At 56.8% G+C, this 18,492-nt stretch carries 15 protein-coding genes; 6 read left to right on the forward strand and 9 right to left on the reverse strand.

The window, feature by feature from the left end:
- Positions 1-296 precede the first annotated feature (296 nt).
- The 6 genes from rfbA to RA29_RS18995 form a co-directional block, all read right to left on the reverse strand.
- Positions 297-1,169 (reverse strand): glucose-1-phosphate thymidylyltransferase RfbA, encoded by an 873-nt coding sequence (gene rfbA / locus RA29_RS18970; RefSeq protein WP_039689004.1) that lies wholly within the window; start codon positions 1,167-1,169, stop codon positions 297-299.
- Entirely contained in the window at positions 1,166-2,029 is an 864-nt protein-coding gene (rfbD, locus tag RA29_RS18975) for a dTDP-4-dehydrorhamnose reductase (protein ID WP_039689005.1), read from the reverse strand. Before rfbD ends, rfbA begins: the two co-directional genes overlap by 4 nt.
- Before the next feature lie 218 nt (positions 2,030-2,247).
- A complete protein-coding gene (rfbB, locus tag RA29_RS18980; RefSeq protein ID WP_039689007.1) occupies positions 2,248-3,297 on the reverse strand; it encodes a dTDP-glucose 4,6-dehydratase in 1,050 nt (349 codons plus the stop codon).
- Between the two features lie 3 nt (positions 3,298-3,300).
- Entirely contained in the window at positions 3,301-3,864 is a 564-nt protein-coding gene (gene rfbC / locus RA29_RS18985; protein WP_039689022.1) for a dTDP-4-dehydrorhamnose 3,5-epimerase, read from the reverse strand.
- A gap of 151 nt (positions 3,865-4,015) precedes the next feature.
- The gene (locus tag RA29_RS18990; protein WP_039689009.1) at positions 4,016-5,044 is read right to left on the reverse strand and encodes a ParB N-terminal domain-containing protein; all 1,029 of its coding nucleotides are present in this window, start codon (positions 5,042-5,044) and stop codon (positions 4,016-4,018) included.
- Positions 5,045-5,072: 28 nt separating this feature from the next.
- Positions 5,073-6,470, reverse strand: coding sequence for an AAA family ATPase (locus RA29_RS18995; RefSeq protein ID WP_039689024.1), 1,398 nt, complete (start codon positions 6,468-6,470; stop codon positions 5,073-5,075).
- Positions 6,471-6,890: 420 nt separating this feature from the next.
- On the opposite strand from RA29_RS18995, the gene RA29_RS19000 reads away from it, so the two are divergent.
- Together RA29_RS19000 and RA29_RS22110 are read left to right on the forward strand one after the other, a co-directional pair.
- Positions 6,891-7,883: a replication initiator protein A gene (locus RA29_RS19000; RefSeq protein ID WP_039689011.1), complete on the forward strand. Its 993-nt coding sequence runs from the start codon at positions 6,891-6,893 to the stop codon at positions 7,881-7,883.
- A gap of 105 nt (positions 7,884-7,988) precedes the next feature.
- Complete coding sequence (locus tag RA29_RS22110) at positions 7,989-9,029, forward strand: DUF2793 domain-containing protein (protein ID WP_052249788.1); 1,041 nt, start codon at positions 7,989-7,991, stop codon at positions 9,027-9,029.
- Between the two features lie 307 nt (positions 9,030-9,336).
- Here RA29_RS22110 and RA29_RS19010 read toward each other — a convergent pair whose 3' ends face one another.
- Positions 9,337-10,302, reverse strand: coding sequence for an NAD-dependent epimerase/dehydratase family protein (locus RA29_RS19010; protein WP_241462655.1), 966 nt, complete (start codon positions 10,300-10,302; stop codon positions 9,337-9,339).
- Positions 10,303-10,624: 322 nt separating this feature from the next.
- Between RA29_RS19010 and RA29_RS19015 the strand changes: the two genes are divergently transcribed.
- Positions 10,625-11,794: a nucleotide sugar dehydrogenase gene (locus tag RA29_RS19015; protein WP_039689028.1), complete on the forward strand. Its 1,170-nt coding sequence runs from the start codon at positions 10,625-10,627 to the stop codon at positions 11,792-11,794.
- Positions 11,795-11,903: 109 nt separating this feature from the next.
- Here the strand turns inward: RA29_RS19015 and RA29_RS19020 are convergent, their stop codons facing one another.
- Positions 11,904-12,581: an ABC transporter ATP-binding protein gene (locus tag RA29_RS19020; protein ID WP_039689015.1), complete on the reverse strand. Its 678-nt coding sequence runs from the start codon at positions 12,579-12,581 to the stop codon at positions 11,904-11,906.
- A gap of 10 nt (positions 12,582-12,591) precedes the next feature.
- Positions 12,592-13,818: a sugar transporter gene (locus tag RA29_RS19025; protein WP_241462656.1), complete on the reverse strand. Its 1,227-nt coding sequence runs from the start codon at positions 13,816-13,818 to the stop codon at positions 12,592-12,594.
- Positions 13,819-13,931: 113 nt separating this feature from the next.
- Here RA29_RS19025 and RA29_RS19030 point away from each other — a divergent pair, with 113 nt between their 5' ends.
- The 3 genes from RA29_RS19030 (at position 13,932) to RA29_RS19040 (ending at position 18,220) form a co-directional block, all read left to right on the forward strand.
- The gene (locus RA29_RS19030; protein WP_082029625.1) at positions 13,932-14,747 is read left to right on the forward strand and encodes an ABC transporter permease; all 816 of its coding nucleotides are present in this window, start codon (positions 13,932-13,934) and stop codon (positions 14,745-14,747) included.
- 203 nt (positions 14,748-14,950) lie between these two features.
- Complete coding sequence (locus RA29_RS19035; RefSeq protein ID WP_241462657.1) at positions 14,951-17,176, forward strand: glycoside hydrolase family 99-like domain-containing protein; 2,226 nt, start codon at positions 14,951-14,953, stop codon at positions 17,174-17,176.
- 39 nt (positions 17,177-17,215) lie between these two features.
- The gene (locus tag RA29_RS19040) at positions 17,216-18,220 is read left to right on the forward strand and encodes a hypothetical protein (protein ID WP_039689016.1); all 1,005 of its coding nucleotides are present in this window, start codon (positions 17,216-17,218) and stop codon (positions 18,218-18,220) included.
- Positions 18,221-18,492: the final 272 nt, after the last annotated feature.

Below are 18,492 nucleotides of genomic sequence, written 5' to 3' on the forward strand. Positions count from 1 at the left end.
TCGATTTGCTGGGGTGAGGCGGGGCTTTTAAGGCTGTGCCAAAGATGTGCACTGACATGCGATTTTGAGATCGACACATCAATCATCACTATATTGCGTGCACTGTTCACAGTCGCCAGTCCAACCATCATTCGAGCGAGGACACTCTTATCGTTCCATCGCTTCTAACGGTTGTAGATCGCCTTCTGACGACCCCGCTATCTCCGCATGGCTTAACCAGTAAAAAACACATATGTTCACCGCTCGGATCCCAGCCACGAAACACGCACACAAAAGAAACCTAGCGAAGCCTGACTCTAAGCCAACAAACCCGCAAGATATGCACCATAGTTGTTCTTTGAATAAGGTTTAATAGTTTCAGCCAACCGTTCTGCTGTGATCCATCCTTGGGCAAAGGCGACTTCTTCGGGGCTACCCGTTTGAAGACCTTGGCGATTTTCGAGAGTGCGTACGAAGTTACCCGCATCCAGAAGACTGCCATGCGTTCCAGTGTCCAGCCAGGCATACCCGCGGCCCATGCGTTCCACTGACAGCTTGCCAGCGGTCAGATACATTTCCAACAACGACGTGATCTCCAGTTCCCCGCGTGGCGACGGTTGAACTTCGGCTGCCAATTTTGGCGCATCGCCATCAAGGAAGTACAGCCCCGTAACCGCATAATTTGATGGCGGCACCTGAGGTTTTTCCACAATTGTCTGAACCGCGCCACTCGCGTCAAATCCAACCACGCCATAGCGCTCAGGATCTGCAACGCGATATCCAAAAACTGTTCCGCCATCGATACGGTTGTCAGCACGGGCCAGCAGCTCGGGCAGGCCATGACCGAAGAAAATGTTGTCCCCTAAAACCAACGCTGATGGCGCACCGGCCAGAAAATCCTCGGCAAGCGTGTAGGCCTGCGCCAAACCATCCGGGCTCGCCTGTACGATATAGGTAAAGGATATCCCCCATTGACTGCCATCGCCCAACAGACGCACAAACTGGTCCTGGTCTTGCGGTGTCGTAATGATCGCCACCTCGCGAATACCTGCCAGCATCAATGCCGTCAGCGGGTAGTAGACCATGGGCTTATCATAGACTGGCAGCAATTGTTTTGAGACTGCCAATGTCACAGGATAAAGGCGCGTGCCGGAGCCTCCCGCTAGAATAATGCCTTTACGCGTCGTCATGTTTTCAAAGCTCCTAGGTCGGTCAAAATATCGATAAGGCCCTTGCGCCAATCAGGGCGTGCAATTCCAAAAGTGGTTTGGGTTGTTTTGTTGTCCATGCGCGAATTAAACGGCCGTTGCGCAGGTGTAGGATAATCAGAGGATGGCATATCGGTTACGTCACAATCTGTACCGCTCTGGGCAAAAATATGCCGTGCAAAATCAGCCCAGCTGACATCTGGGCCGCCCGAGAAATGGTATGTGCCCGCCTTTGAGGCGTCTTGCAGCAACTGGCCTGCAATCTCGATACAGGCATCAGCAATATGGGCTGCACATGTTGGTCCCCCGATTTGATCCGCAACAATAGTCAGCCGTTCCCGCTCGGATCCAAGTCTAAGCATTGTCTTGACGAAATTTTGGCCGTGTGCAGACACCACCCAGGATGTGCGCAAAATAGCGTGGGTGCCACCAGCTGCACGCACAGCCTCTTCCCCGACGAGTTTAGTACGGCCATATGCCCCAAGCGGGCCCGTAGGATGATCAGTGGCAAAGGGCGTTACCCCTGCCCCGTCAAACACATAATCCGTCGAGATATGTACCATCGGCAATCCGCGGGCTGCAGCCGCTTGCGCAATAATCCCCGGTGTTGTGCCGTTGACCATCAAAGCCAGATCTTCTTGTTCTTCCGCCTTGTCGACAGCCGTATAAGCCACGGCGTTGATAACGGCGTCAGCGTCCGTTGCGACCACAAAGTCTGCACAAGTGTCTGGATCGGTAAAGTCAGCCTCCTTCGAGCCTCGCACTTCAAGAGCCACATCCCCTGCCCTGCCCTGCAATGCCCGACCAACCTGGCCACTTTCTCCAAAAACAAGGAGTTTCATGAGTGCTCCTCAGCCTATCACGCGAATATATCTGTATAACGGACTTATTCTTTTAAACATCAGATGTTTAGTACTGATCTTGGTGGAACATGTTGACATATTAGCACTGTATATCCCGACAGAATGATATGTGTGTGGCGGACGCCAACAACGGTCCTAAGGCGCAAGGTTTTTCCTATGAAGGATGAAGGCGAACATCCTTCTTAGGACGCCAAGGTTCATGCCTTCACCCCAAGGCGCTCCCCTACCCCGGACCGCGCTTGCAAGGGTCGCCACCAGGCTTCGTTGTTCAGGTACCATTCGGCGGTACGGCGCAGGCCCTCTTCGACGGTAACGCTCGGACGCCAGCCAAGCTCATCTCGAATACGCGTTGGATCAATGGCATAGCGTGCATCATGCCCCGGGCGATCAGTGACGAAGGTGATTTGATCAGCATACGTACCACTGTCTTTGGGACGCAACTCATCCAAGATGCCGCAAAGGGTCTGTACCAACTCCAAATTGGTCCGCTCGTTTTCGCCCCCAATATTGTAAGACCGGCCAAGGGCCCCCTTTTCGACGACCACCAGCAGCGCATCGGCATGATCTTCGACATAAAGCCAATCGCGTATGTTGGATCCGTCGCCATAGATTGGCAGCGGTTTGCCGGCAAGTGCATTGAGAATGATCACCGGCACCAGTTTTTCCGGAAAATGGAAAGGGCCATAGTTATTCGAACAATTGGTCAAGACCACTGGCAACCCGTAGGTTTCGGCCCAAGCGCGCACCAGATGATCACTGGCCGCTTTGGATGCCGAATATGGTGAGCGTGGATCATAAGGCGTAAGTTCCGTGAACTGTATTTCGGGGTCTTTTGGCAAGGAGCCAAAGACTTCGTCCGTAGAAATGTGATGGACGCGAAACGTGTCAGGCTTACCATTTTCCGACCAGTATTTGCGGGCCGCTTCAAGCACGTTGAACGTGCCTGTGATATTGGTCTCTATAAAGTCACCAGGCCCGTCGATAGAGCGATCTACATGGCTTTCTGCTGCGAGATGCATGATAGCATCGGGCCCATGCGTTGCCAAAACCAAATCAAGCGCGGCCCGATCACGAATATCCACCTGCTCAAACGCGTAATTTGGGCTGTCAGCAACCGACGCCACATTCTCCAGACATGCGGCATAGGTCAGTGCATCAACATTGACGACCTGATGTCCGGACGCGATAGCCCGCCGCACAACAGCCGACCCGATGAATCCTGCCCCACCTGTAACAAGCAATTTCATGGTTTAGCCCTCCCACATGAACGGACTGTTGAAGTCGGCCAGCAGGGGCGCTTTGCTGTCCTTTTCCGACAGAATTGCGGCCGTAGGATCGATCCCCCAATCGACACCGATGGTCGGATCATCAAACCTGACTGCACCATCGCATTCCGGTGCGTAATAGTCAGAGCATTTGTAAATGATCTCAGTGTCTGGTGTCAGAGTGGCGAAACCATGCAAGAACCCTTTGGGCACCAACAACTGACGCCCATTTTCAAAGCTCAGCTCATAGCCAACCCATTGCCCATACGTTGCGCTGCCCTTGCGAATATCCACCGCAACGTCAAACAACCGGCCGCGCCCACATCGCACCAGCTTGTCCTGCGCATGCGGCGGCGCCTGAAAGTGTAGGCCGCGCACAGTTGCTTCTTGCTGCGAAAGCGAGTGATTGTCCTGCACAAATTCAATATCGATGCCGTGATCCAGCATCCTCTGCCGACTGTAGCTTTCAGAAAAGAACCCGCGATTGTCGCCAAAACGCTGAGGTTCAATCAGCTTTACCCCTGGCAGTGCAGTGTCTTGTATTTTCACAATAACCTCAAAAAACGAAGGGCTGCAATTTGGACTGCGCTTAGCAACCGGCGCCATGATTGTCACCCCCCCAATAGAAGCTTGCATCTTGAACACCGCAGATCAAGACCGAGACCGAAAATGTTTCGCGTGCGAAACATTTGGGACCGCCTCAGTCTTGATCGCGAAGCCAATCGAGCAGGCGGTCGCGCAGATCCGGGGTGAGATCCTTGCCCCAAAGGTGCAGGGAACCTGTGCTTGGGTCCTGCGCAGCCTGTAAGCCGGGACGCAGATGGAAGGTCGTCGACATAGATGGCGTTTTGGCTTTTTTAGAGCCTACTTTTCCCGGCTCTGGACCACTGCCGACAGCTTTAGGGCCCTTTTCCAACATGTCCGAAAGAAGGGCTTGTTCGGTCTCAACACTGCGGTCAGGCTGGATTGACAAGAGCCGGATAACGCTTTGTGTAAAGCTGGGGTCTGCTTCAAGCCGTTTGGCCATCATCAACCCCTGACGTTCAGAGATACGGTGTGGGTGCGCAAGCACGGTATCAAACGCTTCCACGATATCCACAAAGCTGCCGATCTTTGATCGTTTGGCGCGCGATGCAGTGCCAAACAGACCTTGTAGAGCCTTTTTTCGAGTTGTGAATACGCCCAGCTCTACGGATTTGATGACGATACGCGCCCGTTCGAAATAGCTCAGACCAACGCGGATCTCGTTTTCCTCGACCATGGCGACATAGGCGTCAGAGGCGGCTTTGGGCGCGCGCAGAAGCGCAAGGACGTTGTCCGGGCCACTGCCATCACGGGCCAGCTGCATCAGGGCCTGACAGCGCCGCCAGCCCGAGATCAGCCCGTAGCGTTTTGGCCTCGTATCAGAGCCTAAATCAACCACTTCGATTGGGGTTTGCTGGCCACGGTCGCGGATCGAGGTGACAAGGGCCTCCATCTCGGCATCGTCCCCCGACACCCGGTCGCGCACCAGATAGGTCATGTCGATCTGATCCAACGGGAGTTCTGCCACCATGCGCCCGGCCTCGCGCGCCTCGGCCATCGCGGCACTCACGTCGCGCAGAGCGGCGGTGGCGGCGGCGTCAGAGGCCACATCCGCAATGGGCGCCCGCATACCCGTGTTCAGCGGCCCACCGCCATCGCTGAGATAAGTGGGGTTGGCCGGGGTCAGTCGCTTGCGCTTGGCCATGGGGGCCTCCTGTCATCTACGTGGGGGCCTATGCGGCCCCTTCTTGTGTGGCGGCGTCCAGTTCGTCGCGCCGCCAACTGCCAATCAAAAGCTGCTTGAACGCGGCATAGGTGGCGTCAAAGGTTTCACGCCCGCGGGCATAGGTTTCGCGGTTGAAATCGCGGTAGTCGGCTTCGTAGATCCCTTGCACCTTTTCGCCCGCCTGACCGATCAGCGCGGTGAAGCCCTGCCGGTGCGGCGACAGCGTTTCACCCAAATAGGCCTGCATTAGAGCCGCAAGTTCGGCCTGTTGACTGCTGTCATAGCGGGTGACCACGGCGCGCACAGCGTCCCATTGGAACGCCATTTCGTCCCGTCCCAGGGCGCGGGCGGCCATATTCTCCGCCTCTTCGATGGACCCGAAGGTTGCGTGCAGCATGTCAAAGAAACGGCCCGTGCTGTCAAATTCCAGAAAGGACGCGCCCATGGGCACCAGAAGGATGTCGGCCGCTGCGAGCCCATTGATCGTCAGATATCCCAGGGCAGGGGGCGTATCGAGCAGGATGACGTCGTATTGGTCCAGAAGCCCATCCTGTTCGAAACTGTCGGTGAGCGCATCCCAGAGCTTCCAACCGCGCGCCTGCATGCGCCAGACGGGGATCTGGAATTCCGCCCAGTAGAGGTTCAGCTGCGCGCCTATGAGATCAATGTTGGGCCAGTGGGTGGTCTGGACGAGATCCTTGGCATTTGTGGTCAGCGCGTCCGTCAGTGTGTCGTCGAGGGGCAGGGGAGCCTCGTTCCGGTCGATGCGGCGCTGGTTTTCACCGCGCAGATGTTGCGCATAGTGTCGGGCCATAAGCGGGAAGACGGTTTGCCATTCATCCGTGACCTGCCCGCCGAAGATCGAGGTCATCGACCCCTGGCTGTCCAGATCGACCACCAGCACCTTGTAGCCATCAAGGGCGGCGGACATCGCCAGATGCGCCGCCATCGAGGTCTTGCCCACGCCGCCTTTGAAGTTCGCCACGGCGGTGATTTTCGCAGGCTGCCCCTCGGGACGGTAGGGCAGGTATTCCTTGGCCTTCGATCCTTCCTGTCCGAAATGGGCGCGCAGGCGCAGCACTTCGTCGAGGGTGAACCACTTGGCGCCCCCTTCGGTTTCGGACGTGCCTTGGGGCAAATCGGGGTTTTGGCGCAGCACCCGGCGGAAATGGCCTGTTGCCACGGGGATCAGGTATTTGGTGATTTCCCAGGTCGAGAACAGGCGCAGCTGGCGTGCCCCGTTGTCCTCTAGCCCCCGGCTGGCCAGGTCGCTGCGTCCGGCCCCACAGGCCTGGGCCAGGGCGCCAAAGTGCTGGGTCGAACTGGGTGCGCCCAAATGGCTTGCGGCCATGTCCGGGTCGATGTTGAAATAGGGTGGCAGGCTTCCGTCGGATCGCGCTGTCATTTTCTGCTCATGTTTCGTGTTTTCGCCCTTATACCACAAAAGGCGCAACATGAAAGCAATCATGTAACAACGCCCGCCAAATACCCTGTTTTTCTAAGTATTTTCTGAGCGTAGGCGGATCCCTGCGATCTTTTTTCTGTTAGTTTATTGTTATTGATTGTTACGGGGTACCACCATTTTTCGTTTTCCCATTTGAATCAAGATGTTGCGGGAGTATTATCGGCTTCAACTGACTCTGAACCCCCGATAAAGCGACTCCGATCCACCGCAGGGGTGACTCTGATCCTCCGAAGCGGAACTGGACGCGGCTTGTGGATAACTCTAGGGTCGGTGTCACTGAAACCCCGAAGATAACGGGGCAGATTCGGACAGGATCGAGGGCCCGGAAACAGGGTCCCGACACGGGCAGGCAGGACGCGCATGACAGAAGCGATCGCAAGCGGGGGCCGCAGTGCATTCTTTGTCTGCGATATTTTCGATGCCAGTCCCAAGGATGATCTGGGTACGATGGAGCATCCGATCTTTTCGCTCTCCACCCGGCCGGATCGGCGCATCTTGTCCTATGCTCATAACGATGTGCAGGTCGATGTGACCCCCAGCGTGCGGGGTAGGGCGACGATCCATGACAAGGATATCCTGATCTACTGCATCAGCCAGTTAATGGCAGCGCTGAACGCGGGTCGCCCCATTTCGCGCACGCTGCAGATCAAGGCGCATGATCTGCTGGTGGCCACGCGGCGGGATACGTCCGGCGATGGGTACGGGCGGCTGCGGGACGCCTTTGAGCGGTTGGCAGGCACGCGCATCACCACGAACCTGAGCACGGGTGGCGTGGAGGTCACGCAAGGTTTTGGCCTGATCGAAAGCTGGGAAATCGTGCGCAAGGCGCGGGGGGGCCGCATGGTGAGCGTGATGGTGACGCTCAGCGAGTGGATTTTCCGGGCGGTGCAGTCGAAGGCGGTGCTGACCCTGAGCCGCGATTACTTTGCCCTGCGCAAACCGCTGGAGCGGCGCATCTACGAGTTGGCGCGCAAGCATTGTGGGCGGCAGCCCGAGTGGCGGGTGAGCATGGCGACCCTGCACAAGAAGGCAGGCTCTGCCGCGCCCTTACGGGTGTTTCGGGCAGCGGTCCGGCGGATGATGCGGGACGGGCTGTTGCCGGATTATACCCTGACCGAGGCGCCGGGCGATCTGGTGGTGGTGACGCGCGACGCCCATGTGCTGGCGGCGGGCGAGGCCCCGGTGCTGGGCCCGGAGGTGCTGGAGGCTGCGCGCGCGCTGGCGCCGGGGACGGATGTCTATGCGCTGGAGGCCGCCTGGCAGGGGTTCTGGGCCGACAGTGGCCGCCCGCGCCTGAGCGATCCGGGGCGCGCGTTTCTGGGCTGGGTCAAGGCGCAGGCGGGGCGGCTGTAGCTGTTAACCCGCCGTTAACCCGACCGTGCGCTGCGCTGAGCAGGTGTTAACCTTCCATTCATAAAACCTCCGCCGACCTGACCGCGACGCGAGGAGCCTATTGCCATGACCGATACGACTGCCCGGCTGGGGCTGCCGCTGATCCTGCCTTCACAGGCGCAAAAGCATGTCACCCATAACGAAGCGCTGGCCCTCTTGGACGGGATCACCCAGCTGGTGTTGACGGAGCGGGGTGCGGCAGCCCCGCCCGCGCTGCCCGCCCCGGGCGAGACCTATGCGCTGGGGCCTGCCCCCACCGGCGTCTGGACCGGGCAGGGGGGTATGCTGGCGCAATGGGGCGGCAGCCATTGGCAATTCATCCCCCCGCAAGAGGGATGGCTGGCCTGGGATCTGGATGCAGGCACGCTGCTGGTGCACCGCGCGGGGGCCTGGCAGGCGGTTGTGGGCGATTTTGCCGAACTGGGCATTGGCACCTCGGCTGATGCCATCAACCGTTTTGCCGTGGCCTCGGAGGCGTCGCTGCTGACCCATGCAGGCGCGGGCCACCAGCTCAAGATCAACAAGGCCGCCACCGCTGACACCAATGCGCTTTTGTTCCAGACCAACTGGTCGGGCCGGGCCGAGATGGGCTGTGCGGGCAATGACGACTTTTCCATCAAGGTGTCGCAGGACGGCACGACCTTCCATGACGGGCTTGTGGTGGATGCGGCCACCGGGGCCGTGCGCTTTCCCAACGGGGTGGCGGGCACGGGATCTGCTGCGGGGCCTATGGGGGGCCAGACAGTGGCCTTTGTGGGGGAGCGCAACAGTCCGTTGAATGTGGGCCACTATCTAAGTTTTGGTAATGGAGCCACTGATACAGCGGGCCCGGTTTTGCCTTTTGATGCAAAGGTAATGGCGGCAACGCTTTCAGTTACGGCCGGTCTACCTGGCGTGACGCGCTTTCACCTGCTTGTAGATGAAGTGGCGGATCCTTCCTTTGACATCACGCTGGACTATTCCGGAGCTGGGGTCTTTCAGACCGCAACGGTGGACTTTTCTGTAGCACCGCGTGCGGTGCCAGCGGGGTCCGCACTGTCTCTGGTCTGTGCCAATACGACGGGGGCGAACAAGGTGGTCGGCACACTTTATGTCACCTTTGACTGACTTACATCTGGTATCGCGGTGAGCTAGGCACAGATCGGGAGGCTTGGCCCTGACCGTAAGTTTACTGGTCGCATATAGTGCTAACTCCACCCAGATCGCCGCTGGCTTTTACCTCCGTTGGTAGCTTTCCAGACTTTTACAAGCGGTGCGGTGTTCCAGAGGCCAGGTTTTCAAACCCGCCTTGGGAGCGTCGGGCCGTGCGGCATTGTTCAGCCTGGGGGGCATCGTGTCCCCCGAAGCATATCGAGCGCGTTCTGATTGGCTGTGATCCGCATGGTATCCTGAGAAGGGGGCAATCAGGCGTCCCTTATTTCCGGTAGTAGTCCCGGAACCACCGCACAAAGGCGTCGATGCCCGTCTGCACATCCGTTTGTGGCCGGTACCCTGTCAGTTGATGCAAGAGGTCCGCATTGGCCCAGGTTGCAGGCACATCGCCGGGCTGCATGTCCATGTAGTTTCGCATGGCCTTTTGCCCCAGGCTGGTTTCCAGCGCCTCGATGAAATCCAGCAGCTTGACCTTGGTCGAGTTGCCGATGTTGACCACCCGGTAGGGGGCGACGGGGCTGAGGCTATCGCCCTCTGCAATGGCGTCGGCGCGGGCGGGTCGTTCCGGCACCGCGTCGATCAAAAGCCGGATGCCCTGCACCAGGTCATCCACATAGGTAAAGTCGCGATACATCTGCCCGTGATTGTAGATGTCGATGGGCCGCCCATCGAGGATCGCATCGGCAAATTTGAAAAACGCCAGGTCCGGCCGTCCCCAGGGCCCATACACCGTAAAGAACCGAAACAGCGTCGTGGGCAGGTCGTGCAGGTGGGCATAGGCGTGGCCCATGCTTTCGCCTGCCTTCTTGGTGGCGCCATAGATGGTGAGTTGGGTGTCGGCCTTGTCCACCTCAGCAAAGGGCATCGACGTGTTAGCCCCATAGACCGAGGACGAGGACGCCATCAGCAGATGTGCGACCCCGAGCCGCCGGGCCGCCTCCATCACGTTGAAGCTGCCTACCACATTGCCGTCGATATAGGCGCGCGGGTGATCCAGGCTGTGACGCACCCCGGCCTGACCGGCCAGGTGCACGATGATGTCGGGCTGGAAGCTGTCCGCCGTGCGGTCAAGGCACGCCTGGTCTTCCAAAAGCCCTTCGGTGGCGGCAAAGTGCTGGTTTTGCAGCAAGACGCTGTGGCGCGCGCGTTTCAGGGCCACGTCGTAATAATCTGTCATCCCGTCATAGCCATGCACGACGTGACCTTCGGCCAGCAGCAGCTTGGCCAAGTGAAAGCCGATGAAGCCGGCGGTGCCGGTGATCAGGATGCGGCGCGGGGAGGAAAGCGGGGCGGGCAGGGGAGGGCTCTTGATCTGTCGAGGCGTGGATTGACGCTCTAGCGGGCTGGCGGGGGCGTGTCATCCTCAATCGCGCGCTCGTGACATGGGGCGAGGTGTTGGTGACGATGATTTGGAGTGAGCCTGTGATTGGCAGGAAATAAGGGGTGTATTTGCAGTATGATGTCTTGATCTTTTCAAGATACGGAAATCGGTGGTCGCGGACGCCGCGTTAAACTATGCACCGGTCAAATTTGAGCATGTGGAGACAGAGATGACCAAACTTGCAGTGGCCGGGATCGGCTATGTCGGTCTTTCGAACGCGGTTCTGCTGGCGCAGCACAACACGGTTGTGGCCGTGGATCTGGACCCGGACCGGGTGGCCCTGCTGAACGCGCGCAAATGCCCCATTATCGATGAAGAGCTGGAAACCTTTCTGGCCGAAAGGCCGCTGGACCTGACGGCCACGCTGGATGCGGCGGCGGCCTATGAGGGGGCCGAGTTCGTCATTGTGGCCACCCCCACCAATTACGACCCCAAGACCAACTTCTTTGACACCTCGAGTGTCGAGGCGGTCATTGCCGAGGTCATCGCGGTGAACCCGGGCGCCACCATCGTGATCAAGTCCACGATCCCGGTGGGCTTTACCGACCGCATCCGCGCCGAGCTGGACACCGACCAGGTGATCTTTAGTCCTGAATTCCTGCGCGAGGGCCGCGCCATTTATGACAACCTGCATCCGTCGCGCATTGTCGTGGGCGAAGACAGCGACCGCGCCCACCGCTTTGCCGCCCTGCTGGCGCAAGGGGCCGAGGACGCAGATGTGCCCACCCTGTTCACCGGCGCCTCCGAGGCCGAGGCCATCAAGCTGTTTGCCAACACCTTTCTGGCCATGCGCGTAGCCTATTTCAACGAACTGGACAGCTATGCGCTGGCCAATGACATCGACAGCCGCCAGATCATCGACGGCGTGTGCCTGGATCCGCGGGTGGGGGACCATTATAATAACCCGTCCTTTGGCTATGGCGGCTATTGCCTGCCCAAGGACAGCAAGCAGCTGTTGGCCAATTATGCCAACGTGCCCCAGAACATGATCCGCGCCATTGTTGACGCCAACCGCACCCGCAAGGATTTCGTGGCCGACCAGATCCTGTCTCGCAAGCCGCAGGTCGTGGGCATCTATCGTCTGGTGATGAAGACCGGGTCGGACAATTTCCGCCAGAGTTCAGTCCAGGGCATCATGAAGCGCATCAAGGCCAAGGGGGTCGAGGTCATTGTCTATGAGCCGGCTCTGGACGAGGCGCATTTTTTCGGGTCGGACGTGCTGCATGATCTGGAGCAGTTCAAGGCCCGGTCGGACGTGATCGTGGCCAATCGCAGAACCGAAGACCTTGGTGATGTGCGGGATAAGGTCTTTACCCGTGATCTTTTTGGTGTTGACTGAACCACCGGGATCTTTGGCAAACGACAACTGCTTAGGGCGTTGTGGAGTAAGAGTAAAATACCTGCGTGAGCAGTCCGTTCACTGCCAAGTATTGTGCCTGTTTTGGCTGTCAGCGCATCCAGGGCGGCAGCGCACCCTGCATCAAGTGATTGTAATGTTCGACAGCACGTTGGATACGCGCGTAGTAGAAAAAACGCCCATTTTGGAGTACAACCCCGGACTGGCATAACCGCTCCATTTGCTGAGCAGAGTGCGAGACAAAAATCGCACCACGTGTCTTAAGCCGCTCGCGTAGAATGGCTTCGGATTTGGCAATAAAGGACCCATCCCCCACGGCCGTGACCTCATCAATGAGATACGTATCGAAATCAGCTGCCATAGACATGGCAAAGGCCAGGCGGGACTTCATACCAGATGAATATGTCCGGACGGGCAAGTGAAAATGTGCCCCCAGTTCCGAAAATGATTTTGTGAAATCACACATCTCATCGCTGTCCAGCCCATAGGCCCGCGCGACAAAGCGTACGTTTTGTGCCCCTGTCAAATCCCCATGAAAGCTGCCGGCGTATCCAACGGGCCAAGACACGGTGCCATGTTGAATGATTTCCCCGCGATCCGGCGATACTGACCCTGCAATCATCTGCAACATCGTGGATTTCCCAGCACCGTTGCCCCCCAAAAGCCCAACGCACTCACCAGCAGGGAAGGTGAAGGAAATATCGCGCGCTACAGCCTTTTCAACGCCATCGCGTCGGTAGATTTTCCATAGGTTGCGTAGTTCGATCATGTTTACCGTCCTAGCGTCGGTCGCGTACCGAATAATAGATCAGGGCACCAACGCTCCAAAGCATGATGAGAAAAGCAGCCAAGATCGCCAAAAGTGTCTCACGCTTAGGTGCTGTGGAGCTTTGTGGCAGGCTTGGTGGAATATAAGTGGCCAGATACCGACTGGTACGCTGCGCTTCGGCCAGTGCGGCATCCAGGGTCGCTTTGGAAGACAGAAAGGCTTCTTCGGCATATTCACGATCGACGAGCAGCCGTTCGAACTCACCCAGAAGCGTCGCGTAGTTTTCCGAGCCATCTTGCCCACCTGCCAGCCCAAACTTGGCACGTTCGTCTTCGATCAGTTCTTGGATGACAGACAAGCGGCGTTCGGCCGTTGCAATCCGAGGATCATTTGGGCGCGAGGTTTGAATGAGCAGGTTCATTTCAATTTGAGTTTCTGCCAACTGTGCTTCCAGCGAGTTCAGCAAACCCATCTGACCTTGGATGTCCGCCGTCGGATCGACGATCCGTGTGGCCGAACGAAACCGTGTCAACGCCTCGCGCGCTTCTTTGACACGCTCCAGTGCTTGATCGTGATCTACGCGGGCATAGCGCGTGCGGTCTTCGCGTGCGATGGCAGACAGCTCATTGATCAACCTTGTCGCTTCCCTGACAATCGCCTGTGCGATGGCTTGTGCGTCTTTTGGCTCAAAGGCATGGACATGCAGCTCGATCAATCCGTTGCCCCTGTCGTAGTTGATCTCGACCATCCGGCCCCAATAGCTTTCAAGGTCTTCGATATTGCCGGTGGGTTCAAAGGCAAAGATTGGGTCATTCTCGGGCACAGAATACATGCGCTCCAGGTCAAGGCCTTGCTGTATTCTTTCAATAATTTCGCGGTTTTGGATGTACTCGTACAGGATGTCTGTGTCGGATGAACTGCTGCCTGAGAGGCTGGCGGACAGACCGCCCAGAAGATCAAGCGCCGAGCGCGCCTCTTCGGATCTGACCGCAAATCCCACCCGTGAGACATACTGGTCTACGGCACGGTCATAGAGATACCATGCCGCAAATCCGAGCGGGATGATCACAAATAGAACAAAGCTCGATATAAGCCAGACGTGGCGCCCGCGCATTCTGGCGGACCCAGCGGGTTTGGGCGCTTTGCGCGTAATCTTGGCTGCCGCTGGGGGCGTGGCGGGCTTGTTTTGCGCCGCCGCCTGTGCAGGTGGCAGTGTCTGCGTGGAAGGCTGGGACATGTACGTGGCCTGCTGGAACTGGATATCAGGTATGGTATGTGCTTATCAAAGATAGAGCTTTTGTGACGCGTCGATGCAGCGAAGTCAAAACACCTTCTACGGAGTGCGTTCACGTGAATATTCAGAACACCGATCTGCCGCCTGTTGCAAAGCGGCCTCTGCGCCGCCGTTTTGCAACTTTCCGAGTTGTTGTTGCACTGATCTTGCGTGAGATGTCCACCACGTATGGACGGTCTCCTGGTGGCTATATCTGGGCGATCTTGGAGCCCATTGGGGCCATCGCCATCCTGTCCTTTGTCTTTGTCTATCTGTTTCGACTGCCACCCTTGGGTACGAACTTTGCACTGTTCATGGCCTCTGGGTTTTTGCCCTTGGGGCTTTACACAGGGCTCACCTCGAAAGTGGGCATGTCCATTCCTTTTTCTCGCCCCCTTCTGACCTATCCGGCCGTGCACTACATTGATGCTATTGCGGCACGAGTCATTTTGCATGTCATCACCCAAATTGTAGTGATGTTCATTATTCTTGGGGGGCTCATAGTCTATTATGACCTGAACGTGACGCTGAACCTTTGGCGCATTGCTGACGCCATCATGATGGCTGTTGCACTGGGCACAGGCATTGGCCTTCTCAACTGCTATCTTATGGCGATGTATCCGATCTGGGCGACGGTTTGGGCCGTACTGAACCGGCCGATGTTCATTATATCGGGTGTCTTTTTCCTGATCGACACTGTGCCGCAGGCCTATCGTGATATCCTGCTGTACAATCCGGTGGCTCACATCATCATGCAGTTGAGGTCTGGTATATATGTCACCTATGATGCGGTGTATGTGTCTGACATATATGTTTATTTATGCGCGCTGATCCCTGGTCTCTTTGGTTTGCTGTTGTTGCACCGTTATCACAACGATTTGCTAGAAGTTTGAGCAACTTGAGCGTCTTCGGACCTATGTCAAACCACGGTGGGTGGACGCCAAAAAGGAAAGCGGGTAGGGCACGCGACATGGCGTTGTCCATATTTTACGATCTGAATTAAAGGCGCAACATGGCCGATCCATTTCCCAAACCTCTTACCCGTTTTCAGAAGTTGGTGCGCTTTGCTTTCCCTACACCTGGTCAACGCCAGTTGATGTCGGCTGCACGGGATGCCAGTGTGTTTGACCCGGTTTACTATACCGGCGCTTACCCCCAAGTGCACAAGTTCTTCATGCGCTTCCCATTGCGCCATTATGCTGTTTTTGGTGAAGCGTTGGGACTGCGTCCGAACCCTGATTTTTCGCCTGCGGCCTATCTGCGCTATAATTCAGACGTGGCTGAACTGAACATGTCCCCGTTGTTGCATTATGCGCTGTCGGGTAAGTCCGAAGATCGTATCACCAAGGAACTGCCCAAGGTTGAGGATCTGCCGCAAGGCAAAGTACCGAAGCTGCGATTTGATGCAGGGTGCAAAACAGCGCGCTTTGCTGTTGCCATGCACCTATACTACCCAGATTTGTGGCCCGAATTTGAGGAGACCCTGCAACAGCTTGAGATCCCCTATGACCTGTTCGTAACGATCACCTACCGTGGTGAGCAGACTGATCAACTAGCCGACGAAATCCGCTCAACCTACCCAGATGCGACTGTCGTTTCATTGCCCAATAAAGGTCGGGACATTTTGCCGTTTCTGACATTGGTGAACGCGGGTGCCTTTGATCGCTACGAGGCGGTCTGTAAAATCCATACTAAGAAGTCCCCCCATCGAGAAGACGGTGATATTTGGCGGCGTCACCTTATCAACGACATCCTTCCCGATCAGGACCTGCCAACATTACTGGAGGATTTCGTTGCAGATCGCAAAGCGGCGTTTTGGGTCGCTGACGGTCAGCATTATGATGATGTCCGGTGGTGGGGATCAAACCTAGAGACAACCCGACATTTGCTTCGGCGGCTAGAAATCGAGATTTCTGGGGACCGCCTGTCTTTTCCTGCGGGGTCCATTTATTGGTTGAAACCTTTGATGATCGGTATGCTCAAGGCGCTGAAACTGCACGAGGGCATGTTTGATCAGGAACAGGCACAGGTCGACGGAACCTTGGCCCATGCTCTTGAGCGATTGATGGGGTTCTTGCCCGATGAGGCGGGGCAAGAGATCCGCCAGACCACTCAGATTCGGGCACATCTTAAAGCGGCTGCCGACCCTGAGGCAGGTAGCCCCAACACTCAGACACCGATGCGGCCCTCCTATACCAGCGCGTTCTACCTGCCGCAGTTTCACCCTATTCCAGAGAATGATGCATGGTGGGGCAAGGGATTTACCGAATGGCGTGGCGTTGTCGGCGCGATGTCGTTGTTTCCTGGGCACACGCAGCCGCTGTTACCAGCCGATATAGGGTTTTATGACCTACGTGTCAGCGAGACGCTGGGCGAGCAGGCCGCTTTGGCGAAAGCGGCGGGTATTGATGCCTTTTGTGTCTATCATTACTGGTTTAATGGCCGCCGCGTGCTTGAAGCGCCGCTTGAAAACTTGCTGAAGCGTCCCGAAATCGAGTTTCCATTCTACTTGTGTTGGGCCAATGAAAGCTGGCGGCGCAATTGGGATGGGTTGTCCGGCGAGGTGCTTCTTGATCAGACCTATGCGGATGGTTTCGAAGAGGCCCTGGTCAAAGACAGTTTGCCCTATATGCGTGACCCACGGTATCAGCGCCCGGATGGTACGCGCCCTCGTTTCGTCATTTATCGCCCCGAGGACATGCCGGATCCCGCTGCAAGCGTGAAACGTATGCGCAAGGCTTGGGAAAAGGCGGGCATCGGTGCGGTCGAGCTTGGCGCGGTTTGCTTCCATGTCACAGGTGAGAACGCTGTCGCAGAGGATATTTTTGACTTCTGGATCGAGATGCCTCCGCATGGCCTTGTTACAGGGGATGATTTCCTTGTGGGAGGGCCGCAAGGCAACATTCTCGGCCAACAAATGCCAGGTGGGTTCGAAGGACTGGTCTATGACTATAGCAAGGTGATCGGAAATGCGTTGTCACCGCACTATGTCCAGGCGCTGCCTCGAAACACAATTTGTGGTGCGATGCCCAGCTGGGACAATACCGCACGACGTCACATGAGCGCGCACATTGCCTATCGGGCCAACCCCGCAAGCTTCAACCGCTGGCTTGAAGGCATCATGCACACGCGCATCGAAGGGTCTTATCGCAACGAATTTTTCCTTAATGCTTGGAACGAATGGGCTGAAAAAGCAGTGCTCGAACCCAGTCTGGCGTATGGCGATCTCTATCTCAAGGTTCTGTCCTCCTGGATCGCCACTGATGCTCAAGCACATGCTCTGGACGAACCTGTCACAGATGAGGTAGGGGCAACAACCTAGGCTCTCGGTGGAATGTGACTTCAGAGGAAAACAACCCAGATGGCGAAAGTAATTCTGCACATTGGGACCCATAAAACGGCAACTACGACAATTCAGGACACATTCCACGCGAATGCCGCGTTACTGGCAGAGCACGGAGTCATATACCCAAAGTTAACCCGCTTTTCGGGTCATCATGGGCTTGTTTCTGATTGGAATAAACTGCCGGAAATTTATCATATTGAAGGTGGGAGCAGAGCGGCTCTCGCGCACTTGAATGCCAAGTATGCCGATACAGAACACACAGTATTTTTGAGCAGTGAGGAATTTTCCCGCGGCGATCCAAATGCGGCTGTGGATTTCACAGAAGTGCGGGCGCTGTTGTCCGGTTTCGACGAGATCGAGGTTGTCTGCGTGTTGCGCGCGCAGTGGCAGTTTTTGCAGTCCATCTACATGGAGCGCAGCAAGGTTTCGAGCCCACCGCGACCGCCTTACTTTGTACAGCAAGCACTGGACAATAATCTCGTCGAAGGGCTGTGGACGGATTACAACCGTATTCTTGATGTCCTGCTCAAGACCTTTGATGCGTCTGAGATCACCTTGCTCGACTACGGCACTGCGGTGCAGGAGAAGGGCGGTATTCTGGGCGTTTTTCTGCGGCATTTCGGCGTCTCGCTTTCGGTTGAAGATTTGACGCCAGTCAACGCTGGCAAGTCGAATGTGTCGCCTTTGCCCTTGGCGGCCTGGGCTGCCAACATAGTTGCTGAGCCAGAGCGAGCGCCAGAGTGGCTGATCGAAATGATGACCACTGTGCTGAAGAATAGTTTTGGCCAGGACATGCGCTGCTGTCTCTTTACGCAGCACGAGTTCAATCAACTGCACACCCATTTCACTGATTTGAACCGGCAACTTTACGCCCGCTTGGCCAATCGCCAGCCGGACTTTTGTATCACTGGCATGGAAGATGCGCGGCTCGGCACATTTCGCCAGCATGTGCACGGCGACTTTTGGTTGCGATGCACCCGCCGGATGACATTTCACAAGATGGGCTTTGGAGAATTGTGACGTTTACCGAGTGAACCACACCAGGTGTGCCAGAGGCTGATTGATTTCAGTTATGCGGCTATGTTTGATAACCCTGACCTCTGATCCGGGCCGTTCGGGTGTAGAATACGTTCTTGTTTTGATCCTCCCTCTCTCAGCAGATCGGTTTCACATCCCCTGCCAAGCGATTGACGATCTGCAGCTCTATGGAGCGGCTCTCTCTCTCACTTATCCGAACCTTTGCAGAGCTGATCAAACCCACATCACCGTGATGGAGCAGGGCACAGGATTTG

The sequence above is a fragment of the Tateyamaria sp. ANG-S1 genome (assembly GCF_000814025.1).
Lineage (GTDB): Bacteria > Pseudomonadota > Alphaproteobacteria > Rhodobacterales > Rhodobacteraceae > Tateyamaria.

What these genes read in the sequence shown, in the direction of transcription:
- rfbA (WP_039689004.1), bottom strand. Translation starts at nt 1,169, where the DNA reads ATGACGACGCGTAAAGGCATTATTCTAGCGGGAGGCTCCGGCACGCGC.
- rfbD (WP_039689005.1), bottom strand. Translation starts at nt 2,029, where the DNA reads ATGAAACTCCTTGTTTTTGGAGAAAGTGGCCAGGTTGGTCGGGCATTG.
- rfbB (WP_039689007.1), bottom strand. Translation starts at nt 3,297, where the DNA reads ATGAAATTGCTTGTTACAGGTGGGGCAGGATTCATCGGGTCGGCTGTT.
- RA29_RS18990 (WP_039689009.1), bottom strand. Translation starts at nt 5,044, where the DNA reads ATGGCCAAGCGCAAGCGACTGACCCCGGCCAACCCCACTTATCTCAGC.
- RA29_RS18995 (WP_039689024.1), bottom strand. Translation starts at nt 6,470, where the DNA reads ATGACAGCGCGATCCGACGGAAGCCTGCCACCCTATTTCAACATCGAC.
- RA29_RS19000 (WP_039689011.1), top strand. Translation starts at nt 6,891, where the DNA reads ATGACAGAAGCGATCGCAAGCGGGGGCCGCAGTGCATTCTTTGTCTGC.
- RA29_RS22110 (WP_052249788.1), top strand. Translation starts at nt 7,989, where the DNA reads ATGACCGATACGACTGCCCGGCTGGGGCTGCCGCTGATCCTGCCTTCA.
- RA29_RS19015 (WP_039689028.1), top strand. Translation starts at nt 10,625, where the DNA reads ATGACCAAACTTGCAGTGGCCGGGATCGGCTATGTCGGTCTTTCGAAC.
- RA29_RS19020 (WP_039689015.1), bottom strand. Translation starts at nt 12,581, where the DNA reads ATGATCGAACTACGCAACCTATGGAAAATCTACCGACGCGATGGCGTT.
- RA29_RS19025 (WP_241462656.1), bottom strand. Translation starts at nt 13,818, where the DNA reads ATGTCCCAGCCTTCCACGCAGACACTGCCACCTGCACAGGCGGCGGCG.
- RA29_RS19035 (WP_241462657.1), top strand. Translation starts at nt 14,951, where the DNA reads ATGTCGGCTGCACGGGATGCCAGTGTGTTTGACCCGGTTTACTATACC.
- RA29_RS19040 (WP_039689016.1), top strand. Translation starts at nt 17,216, where the DNA reads ATGGCGAAAGTAATTCTGCACATTGGGACCCATAAAACGGCAACTACG.